This is a genomic window from Pseudomonas marincola (assembly GCF_900116605.1).
Taxonomy (GTDB): Bacteria; Pseudomonadota; Gammaproteobacteria; order Pseudomonadales; family Pseudomonadaceae; genus Aquipseudomonas; species Aquipseudomonas marincola.
Map to the genome: position 1 here is coordinate 326,979 of NZ_FPBC01000004.1, position 17,927 is coordinate 344,905.

Sequence of the window (17,927 nt, forward strand, 5' to 3'; positions counted from 1 at the left end):
CCCAGCTTTATCGCGGTTGCCTCATCTCGTATGCAGGGTTTGCTTAGCTGCTAGCCGCGGGCAATCTCTCGGTGCTATGGCAGCACGGGGTTGGTCGTGGTGAGATATTGATGCTGCTAGCCTCGCAGTCGTACGCGCTGTACTGCTTAAACTTTTTTGGCGTGAACAGTGGGGTGAGCAATGCATTCTGAGCACGGTCCATAGGTCGATGTTACGTACCAAATGCGGCGGAATATGCGCAGGAACAGAGACATTTGTAGGATCGTGGCTAATAATTATTGTTCTCCAATGGATCTAACACGCTGGAGGAACGGTATAAGCATGTGAGCTATGCCAGAACGAGCAGAACCCCAAAAGTGTCCGCCAATACAAATAACAATGCACACTTGCTATGGTTTTGTTCTATATACCACTAACGCCTATACTCACAAAATGCAGGTAAGACGTACCACCGTACAGACCTTCCCCGTGGTCACTTAAGTAAAATAGCCTTGCAGAGACACGAAATGTCCCACTTAACACCAGAATTTACCGACACCGCCGCCTAACAATCGCGCCTTGCAGCATGGACGGAACGCACCCGTCAACTGTTACTGGACGCAATGTACTGCCAAGCCCTAGAGAAAGAGTTCAACGAGATCACCGTGCAAGATTTGCTCAAGAAGTTCGGGGGTTTCTCACTCCACTTTTTATACGCATTTTCGCGATAAAGAAGACCTTATTCTCGCCGGCTATGAAGCCACTGGCACGCCCAGCACCAAGGTCACCGGAATACACGGCACCCGCATCGAACTACTCGACATCAGTACCTGGCTGTTTAGCGCAAAGCCAAGCTCACCGCCTCGTTTTTCAGCGGCCCAGGCCAGAGCGTAATTCTTGGCCACCTAGAAAATATTCTGATTATTCAGGTGCGCGAACACCACAGAAACAGGGTATCAACTAAGGTACTGGAATACGTGACGATTACCCCTCACGCGCCGAGGAAATGACCGAAGCCTTCGATGTCCTGATGAATTACGGCAACTGGCCGACAGAACGTGCTAATCCCGGTAAACGTTAAGAAGCACAAGCCATAATCAGGAACTGCCTGAACGCTTGCGCAGGCTCAGGTAAACATTTATCCGCTAACCAAATCAAGCCCAACTCCATCGGTGGAATAACGTCGACTATGGGCCGAACTTCGATTTTCTTACCCTCCAATGACCACGCCCGGTAGAGCATGTCGGACAGAATGGTCACGCCAAAATCATGCGCGACTAAACCCCGCAGCGCTTCCATAGATGAGGTGTGAAAAGCAACCTGCGGCGCCAACCCGCGGGATTCCCAATAGCGCAGCGTTGAAGTGTCGCCCTCGTCCACCGTGGCCAAGATATACGCATGCTCAGCTACATCTTCGAGATTGATCGAGGTCGACTTCATCAAAGGATGTTGGCTGGACAGCCACAGCTGTCGACGTGACCTAATTAGCACATGACGAGCGAAATCGTGCGATTTGAGCGTATTGGAGACAATCACCACGCCCAGATCGAGATCACCATTGGCCACCGCCACTTCGATGCTGTGGCGATCCATGTCGATCAGATCAATATCCACCTGCGGGTAACTACGTTTAAAACGTGCTAACAAGGCTGGTAAAAAATAACCCAGCACTGTGTAAGAAGCGCCAACTCGCACCGTGCCTTTTATCGCGTGGCTAAGAAACAGCGGCTCACTAAGTGCATCCTGCAGGCTGTCGAGAATATGCCGTGCATGCTGAGCAAACTTATTGCCCTCGGCAGTCAACACCACGCCATGTGGCAGGCGTTCGAACAGGCTCACCCCCATAGTCACTTCCAAGTGAAGCACCGCAGCAGTAATCGCCGACTGCGATACATGCACCTGCAGTGCTGCCTGAGAGAACTGCCCAGAATCAGCTGCGGCCACAAAATAGCGCAGCTGACGCATGGAGATATCTTTGCCCTTGGTCATCTGGATAGTTACTACTGGCAGGAGGATAGAGGGCGCAAGCCGAGGCTGTACCGCCCTATAGCTTGGGCTTTAACGGCGAATGCTGGCAGTTATTTTTGCGTGAGGTCCATCAACTTGCGCAGCCCAGGCCTGCGCTGCCTGATCGATGGTGAAATCAAGATAATCAACCTGAATTTGCTGCTCTTTGGCGATTTTCAGCAAGCGCAACCAAATCTGTTCACGGTCCGCCGGTGGACGTTGGCCGGTACCAATGCAAGAAAGGTTACGGAACAATAGGTCGGCAATATCGAGGTTGATTTGACGACCCGCACCGGTGCCGATGGTCATAATGCGTGCGCCCCAGTTGGTCGCTTTTAGCGAGGTCAGCATGGGCTGGCCGCAAACCAAATCGAGCACCACATCAAAGCCGCCATCAGCGGCATCTTTAAGCGCTGCCACATCATCGCTGCCGCCTAAGGTGACCACATCATCGGCGAAACCGCGCGACTTCAGCCGTCCTAATGCTTCAGCAGAACGCGCAGCCCCTACCACCTTGCCAGCGCCCATGCCTCGCGCCAGTTGCAGCGCGATCTGACCCAGGGTGCCAGTGGCGCCTAAAACCAAAACCTTTTCACCTTTCTGAATTTCGGCCTTTTCAAGCGGCACGATAGCGCCGGTGGCCGCAATGCCCATGCTGATGGCGGTTTTATCATCGACGTCATCAGGCACATTCCAAACCTCAGCCTGCGGCACCAAAGTGCGCTCAGCCCAAGCACCGAATGGCAAAACTGAACGTTCACCGAAATACACGCGACGGCCATCAGGAGCACGCCCTACGCCTTCGCCGCGGATCACGCACGGGTATTCAACACCCAGACGATAAGCGCCCAGTACATCCCAGCCGCCAAGACCTGCGGTATCTACATCAATCAGTACGGCGCCGTCTTGCGCTTGTGGCTGCTGAAACTCGCCAACGATGGGCAGTGCATTGCGCTCGGTAATGATGGCTGCACGCATGGCAGTCTCCTTGTCTGTTTTGTTGTCAATTTGATTTCTGGCAGTGCGACACAGCTAATACTTGAACATTTTTTACAGTTCTGTCTATATATTTACATTGCTGAGCACATAGCCCGAGCACATCACATGGCGATTCGCGCACAAAGCGTTCGCCATTGGCTATTTGAAATTCAAATACCAGCGCGTTGTTTTTGTGATTTTACGATGCAAATCGCACTCCCTAGACTCCGCCAAACAACAAGGCCACGCCGTGCTCCTGGCAACGCCACAACAACAAAGCCTGGAGGCTCAACATGAGCGCTACACCAACCTTGGATGACAAGTACGTCCAGCACAGCGGAAAAGTTTTGCTAACCGGGATTCAGGCACTGGTGCGTCTGCCGCTAATGCAACGCCAACGCGATTTGGCCAATGGGCTGAACACCGCTGGTTTTATTTCTGGTTATCGCGGCTCTCCATTGGGCGGTTTTGACCAAGCGTTGTGGAAGGCTCGTGACTACCTCAAAGAGCACCACACGGTATTTCATCCAGGTATGAACGAAGACCTTGCGGCCACTTCAATCTGGGGCACTCAGCAGGTCAATATTTTCGAAGGCGCAACCTACGATGGCGTCTTTGGTATGTGGTACGGCAAAGGCCCTGGCGTGGATCGCTGCGGTGATGTATTTCGCCATGCCAATGCCGCCGGAACCTCGAAATTTGGTGGTGTGCTGGCCATTGCCGGTGACGACCATGGCGCTCGCTCGTCTTCACTGCCGCACCAAACTGAACACATTTTTAAAGCGGTGATGATGCCGGTGCTCGCGCCCTCCGGCGTGCAGGAATACCTCGATTACGGCATGCATGGCTGGGCGATGTCGCGCTATTCCGGTTGCTGGGTGGCCCTTAAAGCTGTGGCCGACACGGTTGAAAGCGCGGCCATTGTTGATATCGATATCAATCGCGTACAGCCGATTATCCCCGACATCCCGCTCCCTGAAGGCGGGCTTAATATTCGTTGGCCAGATCCGCCACTTGCCCAAGAACAACGACTGTTGGAGCACAAGCTCTACGCCGCGCTGGCCTATGCCCGGGCCAACCGCATCGACCGCGTGGTTATGGATAGCGCCAAAGCACGAATCGGTATTATCACCTCGGGTAAGTCTTACCTTGATGTGTGCCAAGCGCTGAAGATTCTCGGCATCGATGATGCCTTAGCCCAGCAGATTGGCTTGCGGGTCTATAAGGTTGGCATGGTCTGGCCGCTAGAAGCCGAAGGCGTGCGGCAATTTGCCGAAGGCTTGGAAGAGATCATTGTGGTGGAGGAAAAACGCCACATGATCGAGTACCAGCTCAAGGAAGAACTTTACAACTGGCGCGAAGACGTACGCCCACGCATCGTCGGTAAGTTTGATGATAAAGGTGAATGGAGCATGCCCCACACCGGCTGGCTGCTCCCTGCAATCAACGATCTGACGCCAGCGATGATTGCCCGTGCGTTAGCCAAGCGTATTTTGCGCCTGCAGCAGAACGGCCCATTGCAGGTCCGCCTTGCCGTGCTCGATGCGCAACTAGCCAGCAAGGGGCAGTTCAACAACTTGATGGAACGGGTGCCCCACTACTGCTCGGGTTGCCCGCATAACACCTCGACTAAAGTGCCAGAGGGTAGCCGTGCGCTAGCTGGGATCGGCTGCCATTACATGGCGGCCTGGATCTATCCACAAACCCAAACCTTCAGCCAAATGGGCGGCGAAGGCGTGGCGTGGATCGGCCAAGCGCCGTTCACCAAAACCCAGCATGTATTCGCCAATCTGGGCGACGGCACCTACTTCCACTCCGGTATTTTGGCGATTCGCGCCGCCATTGCCGCTAAGGTGCAAATCACCTACAAAATCCTCTACAACGACGCAGTGGCCATGACCGGCGGTCAGCCGGTGGACGGCACGCTCAGCGTGGCGCAAATCAGCCGCCAACTGGCTGCCGAAGGTGTGCAGCGACTGGTGGTGGTTAGCGATGATGTAGAGAAATATCAACACATCCACGACCTAGCTGACGGCGTACCCGTTCTGCGCCGTGACAAGATGGATGAAGTGCAGGCCGAACTGCGCGAATTCAAAGGTGTGTCGGCCATCATCTACGACCAAACCTGCGCCGCAGAAAAACGTCGCCGTCGTAAACGCGGCAAGTTTCCGGATCCGGCTCGCCGGGTAATGATCAACGAAGCCGTTTGTGAAGGCTGCGGCGACTGCAGCAGTAAATCCAACTGCATGTCGGTGACTTCGGTAGCAACCGAATACGGTAATAAGAGGGAAATCGATCAGTCGTCCTGCAACAAAGACTTCACCTGCATCAACGGCTTTTGCCCGAGCTTTGTCACCGTGGAAGGCGGCAGCCTACGTAAACCTAAGGCACTGGCGGCAAACCCGGACGACGTGTGGCAATTGCCAACACCGGCCACCATGGACCTGAGTGAGCCTTACAGTATTTTGGTGACAGGCGTCGGCGGCACCGGCGTGGTCACCATCGGCGCGCTGCTGGGAATGGCCGCGTTTATCGAAGGAAAAGGCACGCTGAACCTGGATATGGCTGGCATGGCGCAAAAAGGTGGCGCGGTGTGGTCACATATTCGCATTGCGGCCCGCCAAGAGCAGTTGTTCGCCCCGCGTATTGCTGAAGGTGAAGCCGCCCTGCTGTTGGGCTGCGATTTGGTGGTTAGTGCCAATACCGAAACCTTGTCCAAGCTGCGTCATGGCGTGACTCATGCATTGGTTAACAGTGAAGAAAGTATCACCAGCGCTTTTGTTCGCAGCTTCGCGTTGCAAGCCGAAAGCGGTGATTTACTGAAACACCCAGATCCACAATTTCATACCACCAGCATGTCGGCGCAAATTGCCGAAGCGGTCGGCCACAACCAGGCAGACTTCATCGACGCGAGCAAAATTGCGACCGCATTGATGGGCGACTCGATTGCCACCAACACTTTTATGCTCGGCTACGCCTACCAGAAAGGCTGGCTGCCAGTAGGCGAAGCGGCGCTAACTCAGGCCATAGAGCTGAACGGCACTGCCGTGCTCTTCAACCTTAATGCCTTTGCGTGGGGTCGCCGCAGCGCGGTGGATCTGCCTCGAGTACTGCGCAAGCTGGATGAGGCCAAGGTACAAAACGCCGATCGCGTACTGTCGCAAAGCTTGGAAGAAACCCTGAGTCGGCGCGTAGCGTTCCTTACCGACTACCAAAACAAAGCCTATGCCCAACGCTATCAGCAGCGCGTCGAGCAGTTTGTGGCGGCAGAAAGCGCATTACTCGGTCAGCCGGGCGAGTTGTCGGCAAGCGTGGCCCGCTGCTACTTCAAAGTTCTGGCGATCAAAGATGAGTACGAAGTCGCGCGGTTGTTCACCAACGGTCAATTTCTGGAAAAAATCCAGGCCACTTTCGAGGGCGATTACAGTCTGCGCTTCCACTTGGCGCCCCCGTTGCTGAATGACAACAAGGCGCCGAAAAAGCGCAGCTTTGGTCCTTGGATGCTGCAAGGTTTCAAAGTGATGGCCAAGATGAAGTTCCTGCGCAATACCTGGCTCGATCCGTTCGGCTACACCCACGAGCGCAAGATAGAACGCAGCTGGCAGGCCAATTACGAATCCATTCTCGATGAGCTTCTGAGCGGTCTGAGCACCGACAAACTGGGCTTGGCTCAGCAACTGGCCGATCTGCCGGAAAGCGTTCGCGGTTACGGCCCAGTTAAGGAGCGCTTCCTCGGTCACGCGGCTGAACGCCAGGCGCAGCTGCTGGATAAATGGCGCAATGGCGAAACCCAGCTGTTTCATGATGCCAGCCAGTCCACCGGAAAAATCGCCGTCACCCAGCTATAAATCGCCCCCCCTGCGCGTTACAGCGCGCAGGGCACGGTGTTCACTGCCAATGGCTAGGAGTGGTTAACCCCAAGTAACCACGCCATTTTTAATCCAAGTTGGAGTTCAACATGCAAGACGTCGTCATAGTTGCCGCTACCCGCACCGCAATTGGCACCTTCCAAGGCGCGCTGGCTAACACCAGCGCCGTGGAGCTGGGCAGCGTAGTGATTCAGGCGCTGTTGAAAAAAGCCGGCATTGAAGGCACCCAAGTTGACGAGGTGATTCTCGGCCAAGTGCTCACCGCCGGCTGCGGACAAAACCCGGCGCGCCAAGCCGCGCTGAATGCCGGGCTGCCGCATAGCGTATCGGCGATGACCATCAATAAACTCTGTGGCTCTGGGCTTAAAACCATCAGCCTGGCGGCTCAGGCGATTCGCTGCGGTGATGCCGAGGTGGTGATTGCCGGCGGCATGGAGAACATGAGTCTGGCGCCCTACACCTTGGCTAAAGCGCGTAGCGGCCTGCGCATGGGCCACGCGCAATTAACCGATTCACTGCTGCAAGACGGCTTGATGGATGCCTTTAACGACTACCACATGGGCATCACTGCAGAGAACCTAGCTGATTGCTACAAACTCACTCGCGAGCAACAAGACGCCTACGCTTTGCGCTCCCAACAACTCGCTTGCGCCGCGATTGAAGTCGGCCGCTTTGCTGCGGAAATCACGCCGGTTGCCATCCCTCAACATAAAGGTGAGCCACTGCTATTCGCGGTCGATGAACAGCCCCGTGGACAAACCACGGCAGATAGCTTGGCCAAGCTAAAACCTGCGTTCAAAAAAGACGGCAGCGTCACCGCCGGCAATGCCTCGGCAATCAACGATGGTGCAGCAGCTGTACTGCTCATGAGTTCCAGCAAAGCCAAACAACTGGGCGTGCCGGTTTTGGCCACTATCAAGGCTTACGCAAGCGCTGGCGTAGACCCGGCAATCATGGGTATAGGCCCAGTAGCGGCCAGTAATAAGTGCTTAGAGAAAGCTCAATGGAGGCTGGCGGATCTTGATCTGATTGAGGCCAACGAAGCCTTTGCCGCGCAAGCGCTTTCAGTAGGTAAAGAGCTTGAATGGGATATCTCTAAGGTCAACGTCAACGGCGGCGCCATTGCCCTTGGTCACCCGATCGGCGCATCCGGTTGCCGTGTTCTGGTGACCTTGCTGCATGAAATGCTCAAGCGTGATGCGAAAAAAGGCTTGGCAACTCTATGCATTGGCGGCGGTATGGGCGTGGCCCTCGCATTGGAACGCCAATGATGAGCACTCGTCCAAAACTGGCCGCGCCACTGCCCAAAGGGCCCCGCGGCAGAACTAATGAAGTGGATACTCAGCAATTGCTGCGTCAGGTAGCTCTGGAGTTGTTTACCGAGTTCAGCTTTCACGGCGTTAGCCTGCGTCAGTTGGCTGCCGCGATGCAGATGCAGGTGGGCTCGTTGTACCACCACATCGAAAATAAGCAGGCCCTGTTGTTCGAGATGATCGAGGAACACGAGAGCGACTTACTCGAACTACTGCAGACCGAAGTGCCTACGCAGGCTAACGGCGTAGAGCAATTAGAAAGCTACGTGCGCATGCGGCTGCAGTTCAACTGCCTGCACGACCAACGCCACACCCTGTCCCGCCTAGAGTTTCGTTGCTTAAGTCGCGAACAACAGAGCGAAATTGAGCACATACGCCTGCTGCAGACACAGCACTTGGCCAGCATTCTGCGCCACTGTGACTTACCGGCCAGTGAGTGCAACCTGATTGCGCTAAGCATGCACATCCTGCTCGACGGTGTGGTCGCTGGGTATCCCAATGGTGGCCGGCCACCGTTGGAAAACTTAGCAGCACTGTTTAGCCGCATGGTGTTGAACGGCCTATGCAGGCGCCAAGCTAAAAAAGCGTCCGCGCAATTAATCATTAGCAATATCCAGAAGGCCTGCAAATGAGCGAAGAACTAGCCAACCATTATCACGCCATACTCCAAGGCCTAGGCGAAGATCCGCAACGCGAAGGCTTACAAGACACACCCAAGCGCGCCGCCAAAGCCATGCAGTACCTGTGTCATGGTTACCAGCAAGATATTGACCAAATTGTTAATGGTGCCTTGTTTGAGTCAGATAACGATGAGATGGTCATTGTCCGCGACATAGAACTTTACTCGCTGTGTGAGCACCATCTGCTGCCATTCACCGGCAAAGCCCATATCGCCTATATACCCACCGGCAGGGTGCTGGGTCTATCGAAGGTGGCGCGGATTGTCGAGATGTTTGCCCGCCGCCTACAGATCCAGGAAAACCTCACCCGACAGATTGCTGAAGCCATTGCTGAAATCACCCAAGCTGCTGGGGTCGCCGTGGTGATAGAAGCTAAACATATGTGCATGATGATGCGCGGCGTAGAAAAACAGAACTCAGACATGTGTACGTCGGTAATGCTCGGCTGCTTTCGCGAGTCTTACAATACGCGTCAAGAGTTCCTGCAGCTCATCCGAAGCCGCTAGTTGGCATACTTACCCCGCAAACAACGGTGAGCCCTACATATGATCAGCCGCATGGATCACTTCACCATTGTCACTGACCAGCTTGATAAAACACGGCAGTTCTATGTCGATATATTGGGTTTAACTGAAGGGCCACGGCCCCCCTTCCCTGTTCCTGGGCTGTGGCTTTATGCAGGCAAGCAAGCGGTATTGCACGTAGTGCTGGTGAGTAAAATGCCGCAACCACTGCGCGGCGTGCTCGATCACATGGCCTTCCGTGCTCAGGGCTTACAGCAAGTGTGGCTAAAGCTAGAGCAACACGGCGTGGCTTTTTCAGTGATACGTGCGCCGGGCACCCAGCGCACATGGCAGTTGTTTATGCAGGACCCTAATGGCGCCGAAGTAGAGCTAGACTTTGACCCCGACGAAGCACCACCAGCCGACTGGAAAGTGCGCTTAAGCCTCTAGATCAAGCCCGAATAACTACCCCCATCAACCTGCAAATTCTGCCCTGTGATATAACCGGCCTGAGCCGAGCACAAAAATGCGCAAGCAGCAGCAAACTCCTCTGGCTGACCAAAGCGTCTAGCCGCTATGGGCTTGAGCATTTCGATTCGAGCCTGCTCAAGCGTAAGTTGTCGGTGCTTAGCCAATGCCCCTGTCATGTAGCGCAAGCGGTCGGTTTCAATGCGCTCGGGCAGCAGATTGTTGATAGTGACATTATCGCGCGCCACCTCAACCGACAGCGCTTTGCTAAAGGCCGTGAGGCCCGCACGAGCGGCGGTGGACAACCCTAAAGGTAGACGCGGCGACTTGACCATCGCCGAGGTGATATTAACAATGCGGCCAAAACCACGCTCACGCATCCCGCCTACCACTGCCTGAATCAAGAAAATTGCAGAAAGCATGTTGGCTTCCAGCGCTGAGATCCAGGCAGCATGATCCCAGTCCTCTAGCCGTCCAGGCTCTGGGCCACCATTATTAGTCACCAGTATGTCGATCACCGGGCAATGCGCCAACAAAGTTGCACGACCGCTTACTGTTGATAAATCCGCCACTACCGTACGCGGCAAGTGCCCGCAGGCTTGAAAGATTTCCTCAGCAGTTGCCGCCAGCGTTGCCTCATCGCGACCATTAATCAACACCTCGCAGCCCTCTTGGGCTAAAGCAAATGCACAGGCTTTGCCCAACCCCCGGGAAGATGCGCAGACCACTGCGACACGCCCACTAATAGCTAAATCCATGGAGGTATTCCTTTTTTGATGCGTTAATCGTTCATGCCAAGCAAGTCTGAAATATCGTGGCCAGGCTCTGCATCACTGCCTTAAGCGAGAACACTCGCGTGTTGGCGCTGAGCCAATTGCTCCATCCGATAACGGTAGCGAGTGCCCGGCCGGTATAAACGCAAATGCACGTCGGAGTGTTCACCCGACTCGAAGTAGCGCTGTTTCTGCGGCCGCACTACAGCGTGGTCCTGCGATTCGAACATGTAGCTACACGTCGGTATGGACACCGATCTTCGAGCGCAAATGCTTGACCTTGGGTATTGCGAAATAGCATCAATTGCTCGTAACCATAAGTCACAGCCAACGACGTTTATCACCCACAGAGTCAGAAAGTGTCACCGCCCACCAGCCAAAAGTGCTCATTAGGTTTGGCCTCATTGTTATTAGCTTTTTAGCGGAAGCACTATACCGCTAACCAGGCCACTAAATATAAACATATATGTAAAATTTGCTCACATTTATTGACCTGCAAATACGAAAGCAACTAACCGCAAGCATAGGCTGTAAATGTCTAAGAGGCGGGAGCAGTCCAGACCAGTGTTATGAGGACGACTCACTCAGTTAGTTATTCCTTTTCAGGAGACAGCACGTCAAGTTGTCAAATAAACTGGCCGATCTCCCTTGAATCGACTACTGCTCACCGCGCGCCCAGTTAACAAAACGCTGAACACAGGAGGAAATTCACAAATGTGAACCTTCCATGCACTAGAGTGGTTTCCCAGAGCTTCAGCCATTTGCTCACAGACAATTTAAGTGCACAAAAGTGAACCTTTTGGTACTTATCACCAAGAATATGAGCAGCGTGCAACTGAGCTTTTTTCGCTTGTCAAAAACTGCAGTATTGTGAAAGTATTGACCTGTAATGACGACGCATGTGCAATCGTCAACCCGAGCTGGGGCCAGCACCTATCAAATTGCTCACATACGATATCAATCGGCGTGATAGCAATCCTAATAAAGATTTTGCCTACTAAACGGTAATATTCTGACGCTGCAGCATGCTGAATGCGCCGTTCCTATTCAGCCTTATACTCACAGCGTTGTTCTGACAATCGTCAACGACCATCAATGTGGCTTTTTCATCTCCTGGAAAATGCCAGCTCCTACAAAAAGCTGTTAGATAGCCATCCTAGCCATGGTCTCGACTAACGCTAGAAAATGACTTGTCTTAGACAGAGACGGCCTTGGTCGGAAAAGCTCAAAGCCACGCAGGCTATAGCTTTCCCCCATCCACTACTCAGACATTTCTGCTGACAATCACCTGTTCCTAGCTAGCTAGAAGGTGCCAAAACACAAACTGCGTCCCTAGAGGACCTCTACCTGACCCGTAGACCCGCAGTTGTGCTGCTCTCAAAAAGCTTTGCGGCTGTTCTTGTCAGGCAGCCAGCCTTCCCGCCGCCCGTTATGGGCTTTCAGGGCCATGCATTGCAAAGGGGCGCATATCGGCGCTCCGCAGTTTCGCTCATCAGCCAGTGCGCATATCGCGTTAACACTAAACATCCCCGGCGGGAGTTGGCTGACTGTTATCTGTTCTACCTGAACAACCACTTTCCTGAATGTTCGCCTTTAACCCGGCAAGGAATATCCATGTCAAAAATAAATGGCTCTCGTGATACCAGAAACTACGGCTTCGGCCGCAAGCTGCATTACTCGATGAAAAATTGCCTCCGCACACATTTCGGGGATGGGCATTACGCGACGGTGCAGGCACACTCTGAGCGCTGTCGCCTGTTCTGCGACTGGCTGTTGACAACGCATCAAATTGCAGATGCTCGTCGTATCAACCAAGAAATTTTCTATGCGTATGCAGCCCATGTTCGCGCCTTATTAGAAAACGGTGACATCTCCGTAAGTACTGCAACAAATAGAATTTCCAGTGTAAATGTGGTCATGAAAATTCTTCGTGGCGATACAAATGTCCATATCTCCAAGATAGGAAAGGTTCTAGGAGAAAAGCGCTGTCACATTCGAACCAAGGCCCCTCAAGGATTACTTTTCGAACAGCTCGACCCATTGATAGAAGAACTGATCAATACCAACCTTCATCGCGTTGCCGCAATAATCATGCTTGCAAGGACTGCAGGTATGCGGTTGAGAGAGGCCATCCTTGCGGACCTACCACGTCTGAAGCGTGAGGCCTTGACTCTAGGGGAGATCAACATCCAAGACGGCTGTAAAGGTGGACGCTCTGGTGCATTTGCACCTCGCTGGATACCCGCAACGGACATAGTTCTTTCAGCAATAGAGTTCGCAATTAGTGCCTCCCCACCAGGCAGTCGAAACCTACTATCCCCTACCGAAAGTTACGTTGAGTTTTTGAGGGGCACAGTTAATGCCGCACGCAATATCGTCAAGGGTCATGGTCTTCAGCGTTTTCATGATCTGCGCGCAGCTTATGCCTGCAGCCGGTATCACGCATTAACTGGGATTCCCGCTCCCGTGTGCGTATCGGACGATGAATCATCCATTCTACCGAGGTCGTGCAATCGAGAGGCACGCCAGATCGTCAGCCGAGAGCTTGGACATGAGCGGTTGGAAGTCACCAATGCATATTTAGGGAAGAAATCCTAATGGCTATGTGCATGAAAGAATTTCTTGATGGCGTGCTAAGCGGATCACCTGAAACAAAAAAACGCCACATCATGCAGGCCACTAATATTCAAGAGGCTATTAACGAGCGCTGGAAACGTGACCATCCAACACGATGGAAGTGGAAACACGTGCACTGGTTTCTAGATATCCACCTCAAAAATTCATCGCAGGAGACTCGCTATCGATACTGGCTGACCCTGAGAATAATTTTTCTGCGGACCGGGAAAGCCAGGGATTGGGAACCGAGACTCCAAGGCAGCTGGATAAGCCGTACCAGCTCTGACAATGATTGCGGCCTGTAGCAACAGTTGCATTTTCAAAAAACTTGACACGATGCCTATGACTTCATAAATCACAACTCATAGGAGATCAACTCTTGATCATCGTTATTGGTAGCAATAAAGGCGGCGTTGGAAAAACAACGCTCGCCACCAACTTGGCCGTAGCATTTGCAATCCGGATGAACAAGGTGATGCTCGTTGATGCGGACCCGCAGGGATCAGCACTTTATTGGGGGTCAATACGACAGCAAAAACAACATACACCACTTGTTCATGTTGTACCGCGACGAGGAAACCTGGTCGACGCCCTGAAGGTTCTAAGCAGCCAAAACCAAGTTGTAATCGTTGATGTGCCCGGCAGAAACAGCCCAGAGCTGATTAGTGCAATGTCCGTTGCGGACGTAGTTATCTCTCCTCACGCGTGCACCCAGCTTGACTTAGAAACACTGCAAGAATGTGAGGACCAAGTTCGCGCTCTTCGCCAATTGAATCCCGAATTAAAGGTCTTGATTTACCAATCGATGGGGACAACCAACCCAGCGATTCGACAACGTGAACGAAGTGATTTTTGCAGCTATGTCAGCGCGTTTGAAAATCTCCTGCTAGCAAACTCATCAGGGTTTCAACGCCTGGCATATCGCGAATGCATATCCGAGGGAATTGGGGTTCTCGAAAGTAGGAACCCCCTTGCAGCTGATGAGATTCAACAACTGCTCTCGGAGATCCTGAATGGTTAATCCTCCTCGAAAACCAACCCAACTGGCCGCTGAAGTGGAGGCCATTTCACGGACACTCGCCGACAGGTCTTACAGCGGAACAGACTACCCATCCAAATCGCAGATGCGCCCTATAACGATCAATTTGCCCACTTGGATGGTTCACCAGTTGGAGGAGTCGGCACTGAAGAATAAGCGCAGCAGCGCGCCCAACAGATCTGTTAGCGCGCTGATTCGGCTTGCACTCATAGAGTCAGGCGTACTGGCCGGGAATGTCAAACGGGAAACATGACTTCACAGGTCACAGGTCACAGGTCACAGGTCACATTTGGGGGAACTCTCTCGGAAGTTGAAGATGCCCGCAAAAATGAGCTTAAAAACAAAGGAAACGTTGGCTTATCCAGTTGGGTTCGCTGCAGTAGCAGCACCTGGAACCATGTTCTTAATGAGTTCAGAAGCCCAGATCGCTAAGTGGAAACCAGCGACACTCATTGCCGGTGAGTTCGCCACTGGTGAGGCTATACGCTCTGGGTTCCTCAAACTTTATGCGAGAGGTAAAAGTGATGAATACAACTGATGGCATGAGCGACGAGGAGCTCGACGTTTGGGCTGACATTTTCTACCAAGCAAAGATTGGTGGATTAATAACGATGAATTTTAGTCAGTTCCTCAGCTGCCCGTTTATGCACCTGAGCTCAAATCGTCACAAGGTGGATAGCCCAGGGGAGAAAAAGTCGTACGTCCGCCTAGCGTACTCGAATAGCGCGTCACCAAAGATCAGTTTAAGAGATGCATCAGAAATCAACCCTCGATCACCTGAACTCTCGAAATAATGGCGAAGCTACCTAAGCAGTCCTTTGTCCTAGCAAATCACACGCAATAGATCCACTGCAAAATGCAGGACCCTGACACAGTCACCGCACCTGGGAGGCTCGCCCCTATGACAGCTATGGGCAACGACAACTGAGAGTGAATGCGCCATAGACCTAGATGCGGGATCGTCGACAACGGCGGTTCAACATCACTGGAGCCGGTAGGTGGCATCACTGGGAGACACACTAAAACTACTTTTCAAGCTTTTCTCGTCACCTGACCCACAAACGGTACGCAATTGGCCATTTTTCCCAGAGTTTCTTCGGCACCATGGTTTCAAGCATTGCCGATCGGCAGTGCTTATAGATAACCAAATAGGAAGTGAAAAATGATTAAAATTGCAACTAACCCCGTTATTCAAGGAATCGCTGATGCCTTCAAAATGAAGAGTCAAGCGATGGGCATCGATACAACTTGTTTTGGGCTTCGTACCGATACCCATGAGGACGGTCAAATAATTGCGTACTGGGAATTTTCGACCACAGGAACGGATGGCAACATCTATATCGACTTCCTAGACGACGTGAACGACTCTAACGAAGTCATTTTGGATCACACGCTCAACGACTTCAGCATTGAGCTCACTGCTGAGCAGAAAGAGATCTTCCTCGAGTTCGAACCACAACTACGGGTGCTTCGTCGAATTTTACAGGTGCAGGAAAAATTGGAGAGCCTCCACGATGAGGTCTGCTGTTAAATAGCCGCACTGCGGCTCTGATACACTTTTTATATCAGAGCCGCACGCCACATCAAAAATGGTCCCCCCACTTCCGTTTGATTTACCGTTCCCAGTAAAGCTCTAGAAATCGGACTCCAAACCTCACCGCAACTCTCCCTCCCGACACTGGCATAGCCCACGCTACTTGATCATCTGTGGCGAGCATTACTGAGCCTGTTTGATAGCGAGTAAGTAACTCAAAACTCTTGATGGAACACGTTATCAAGAGTTGCCTTGGTACCTATTTCATCGACCATAAAGCTACTTTGCAAACAGGACATAACCAGCCATGCAGCCAGAAAAGCAACTTTAGGGCACCAACCACACGGATTTAATTCAGACGAAACTCTCTTCCGTCGTCTGCTTAGTTTCAGAATGGCTCGCCAACCTACACAACCAGCAGACACGGCGCGCCTATCGTTGCGATATTCGAGACTTTTTTGCTTTATTCGGCGTGCGCGCCGTCAAAGATCTACACGAAATATCACGTAGCCGCGTATTGGTTTGGCGGGCCAACTTGGAGAGTGCCGGTTTATCCTCTGCCACAAGCAGACGAAAGCTTGCTGCGCTGGCGAGCCTTTTCGACTACCTGATTGAGCGAGGCCCTCGCCACACACGCAACCCAGTGCACGGTATTAGGCGGCCACGTATCGAAAGCTACGTGGGCAAGACGCCTGCCCTGAACAATGCACAGGAGAAGTTACTTCTAAACGCACCCGACCGTTATTGAACGAAAGGTTTGCGCGACAGGGCCATGCTTGCGGTGCTGCTATTCCAAGGCCTACGACGGCAAGAAGTGACTTTACTGAAAAATAACGATCTACAGAGAGGGAGGGGTTTCAGCATTTACGGATACAAGGTAAAGGTGGACGGCTAAGCTATATTCCGCTTCAGTTTGATGCCGCTAAATGCATCGCCGCGTACTTGGAGAACGCTAGAAATGGTGCAGACAGAAGTAGCTTTATGGTTACCAGCCTAAGAGACAGCAAATCTGGTCAAACCCCCAGCGCCGACAGACTTTATAAAGCCGTTTGCCATTAAGAGAAACTCTCAGGAATTGATGTAACTGGATTAGGCGTGCATGGCCTGCGCGTGACCGCAGCTACTATTGTATTGGAGCACCACGCCGACATTGCTCAGGTTCAGCACTGGCTTGGGCACGCCAACATCAGCATGACCAGACTCTACGATCGCCGCCAAAATCGTGCGAGCGACTCGCCCTCATTCAAAATTCAATACGAACTCTAAAACTATCTGGTTTTGGCACACCCCCTCACTCTTGAGCAGGTTGCATATCCGAGAGGTCATGCTCTCCTGAAGGCCCCAAGTCTTGAGGCCATCAATAATGTATCGGACAACAGAAGCAGTTCGCGCCGCGCTTTGGAGACAGCTGTTCTATAGCGGCCAATCAATCGTGATCATGGCCTCCGCCATAACACTGCGACTTGGCTACCTTGGGTACCCACCCTCTACATCAGCGGCTGAGTTAATTGAGAAGGCAGTTTGGCGCGTCGCCCTGCTCGTGTCATTTCATACGGCCCCACTGGCTTGGTGTGTATTTCTACTCAAAGGCTACATGCACAAACGCCTGCATATTCCGCTACACGACTCAATGAGGTTGCTAAGGCTCCCGCTTGCGACATGGACATGTGCGTGCCTGCTAACCAGCATCACTCTGTGGCCAATACTGCGCGCTTGAAAGTTACTTCTATCATCCGCCACTAAAATCTAGTCAGCCAAGGTATGCCATGTCCAGAACGATCCTATCGCCATCTCATATCCGCTCTGAACGGATGCGGTCTGCTCCCCCCGAAACGGTATACCTGTAGTGGTCTAATGAAACCGGACACTCATTTAGGCGAGAATACTCGCCAGAACGAGGTGTCATATGACCAAGCAACGCCGTACCTTTTCCCCTGAGTTCAAACGCGAGGCTGCTGACCTCGTGCTCAGTCAAAACTACAGCTTCATCGAGGCCAGTCGCTCACTGGGTATTGGTGAGACGGCTCTGCGTCGTTGGGTCGATCAGCTCCAGCAAGAGCGAACAGGCTTGACACCTAAAAGTAAGGCGCTGACTCCGGAGCAGCAAAAAATCCAAGAGTTGGAAGCTCGGATTGCTCGGCTCGAGCGAGAGAAATCGATATTAAAAA

General features: G+C 52.7%; 18 protein-coding genes. 13 read left to right on the forward strand and 5 right to left on the reverse strand.

Going from position 1 to position 17,927, the window contains the following annotated elements; translation table 11 throughout:
* Positions 1-731: 731 nt before the first annotated feature.
* The 3 genes from BM395_RS23585 to BM395_RS09390 form a co-directional block, all read right to left on the reverse strand.
* Complete coding sequence (locus BM395_RS23585; RefSeq protein WP_244528960.1) at positions 732-884, reverse strand: hypothetical protein; 153 nt, start codon at positions 882-884, stop codon at positions 732-734.
* A gap of 172 nt (positions 885-1,056) precedes the next feature.
* The gene (locus BM395_RS09385; protein WP_090510963.1) at positions 1,057-1,968 is read right to left on the reverse strand and encodes a LysR family transcriptional regulator; all 912 of its coding nucleotides are present in this window, start codon (positions 1,966-1,968) and stop codon (positions 1,057-1,059) included.
* A 69-nt stretch (positions 1,969-2,037) separates the two neighbouring features.
* The gene (locus BM395_RS09390) at positions 2,038-2,964 is read right to left on the reverse strand and encodes a quinone oxidoreductase family protein (protein ID WP_090510968.1); all 927 of its coding nucleotides are present in this window, start codon (positions 2,962-2,964) and stop codon (positions 2,038-2,040) included.
* A gap of 293 nt (positions 2,965-3,257) precedes the next feature.
* Here BM395_RS09390 and BM395_RS09395 point away from each other — a divergent pair, with 293 nt between their 5' ends.
* The 5 genes from BM395_RS09395 to BM395_RS09415 all read left to right on the forward strand — a co-directional run bounded on the left by BM395_RS09395 (position 3,258) and on the right by BM395_RS09415 (position 9,779).
* Positions 3,258-6,812, forward strand: a complete 3,555-nt coding sequence (locus BM395_RS09395) for an indolepyruvate ferredoxin oxidoreductase family protein (RefSeq protein WP_090510970.1) — start codon at positions 3,258-3,260, stop codon at positions 6,810-6,812.
* A 110-nt stretch (positions 6,813-6,922) separates the two neighbouring features.
* Complete coding sequence (locus BM395_RS09400) at positions 6,923-8,104, forward strand: acetyl-CoA C-acetyltransferase (RefSeq protein ID WP_090510976.1); 1,182 nt, start codon at positions 6,923-6,925, stop codon at positions 8,102-8,104.
* On the forward strand, positions 8,104-8,778 hold the full coding sequence (locus BM395_RS09405) for a TetR/AcrR family transcriptional regulator (RefSeq protein ID WP_170860572.1): 675 nt from the start codon (positions 8,104-8,106) through the stop codon (positions 8,776-8,778). The genes BM395_RS09400 and BM395_RS09405 overlap by 1 nt, the downstream gene beginning before the upstream one ends.
* Complete coding sequence (folE, locus tag BM395_RS09410; protein ID WP_090510982.1) at positions 8,775-9,332, forward strand: GTP cyclohydrolase I FolE; 558 nt, start codon at positions 8,775-8,777, stop codon at positions 9,330-9,332. Before BM395_RS09405 ends, folE begins: the two co-directional genes overlap by 4 nt.
* A 39-nt stretch (positions 9,333-9,371) precedes the next feature.
* On the forward strand, positions 9,372-9,779 hold the full coding sequence (locus tag BM395_RS09415) for a VOC family protein (protein ID WP_090510985.1): 408 nt from the start codon (positions 9,372-9,374) through the stop codon (positions 9,777-9,779).
* Here BM395_RS09415 and BM395_RS09420 read toward each other — a convergent pair.
* The gene (locus BM395_RS09420; RefSeq protein WP_090510987.1) at positions 9,776-10,555 is read right to left on the reverse strand and encodes an SDR family oxidoreductase; all 780 of its coding nucleotides are present in this window, start codon (positions 10,553-10,555) and stop codon (positions 9,776-9,778) included. The genes BM395_RS09415 and BM395_RS09420 overlap by 4 nt on opposite strands.
* A gap of 80 nt (positions 10,556-10,635) precedes the next feature.
* Positions 10,636-10,800: a hypothetical protein gene (locus tag BM395_RS23330; protein ID WP_170860573.1), complete on the reverse strand. Its 165-nt coding sequence runs from the start codon at positions 10,798-10,800 to the stop codon at positions 10,636-10,638.
* A 1,384-nt stretch (positions 10,801-12,184) separates the two neighbouring features.
* On the opposite strand from BM395_RS23330, the gene BM395_RS09425 reads away from it, so the two are divergent.
* The 8 genes from BM395_RS09425 to BM395_RS09460 all read left to right on the forward strand — a co-directional run.
* Complete coding sequence (locus BM395_RS09425; protein ID WP_090510990.1) at positions 12,185-13,168, forward strand: site-specific integrase; 984 nt, start codon at positions 12,185-12,187, stop codon at positions 13,166-13,168.
* An 11-nt stretch (positions 13,169-13,179) separates the two neighbouring features.
* Positions 13,180-13,491: a hypothetical protein gene (locus tag BM395_RS09430; protein ID WP_335724045.1), complete on the forward strand. Its 312-nt coding sequence runs from the start codon at positions 13,180-13,182 to the stop codon at positions 13,489-13,491.
* Between the two features lie 74 nt (positions 13,492-13,565).
* A complete protein-coding gene (locus BM395_RS09435; protein ID WP_170860574.1) occupies positions 13,566-14,207 on the forward strand; it encodes a ParA family protein in 642 nt (213 codons plus the stop codon).
* A 334-nt stretch (positions 14,208-14,541) separates the two neighbouring features.
* Positions 14,542-14,763: a hypothetical protein gene (locus BM395_RS09445; protein ID WP_090510999.1), complete on the forward strand. Its 222-nt coding sequence runs from the start codon at positions 14,542-14,544 to the stop codon at positions 14,761-14,763.
* A gap of 624 nt (positions 14,764-15,387) precedes the next feature.
* On the forward strand, positions 15,388-15,756 hold the full coding sequence (locus tag BM395_RS09450) for a hypothetical protein (RefSeq protein ID WP_090511002.1): 369 nt from the start codon (positions 15,388-15,390) through the stop codon (positions 15,754-15,756).
* Between the two features lie 475 nt (positions 15,757-16,231).
* Positions 16,232-16,507: a site-specific integrase gene (locus BM395_RS23590; RefSeq protein WP_244528961.1), complete on the forward strand. Its 276-nt coding sequence runs from the start codon at positions 16,232-16,234 to the stop codon at positions 16,505-16,507.
* A 362-nt stretch (positions 16,508-16,869) separates the two neighbouring features.
* Positions 16,870-17,025, forward strand: coding sequence for a tyrosine-type recombinase/integrase (locus BM395_RS23595; protein WP_244528965.1), 156 nt, complete (start codon positions 16,870-16,872; stop codon positions 17,023-17,025).
* Between the two features lie 640 nt (positions 17,026-17,665).
* Positions 17,666-17,927 (forward strand): transposase (locus tag BM395_RS09460; RefSeq protein WP_141124085.1); only part of this gene is annotated, 262 nt, incomplete at its 3' end.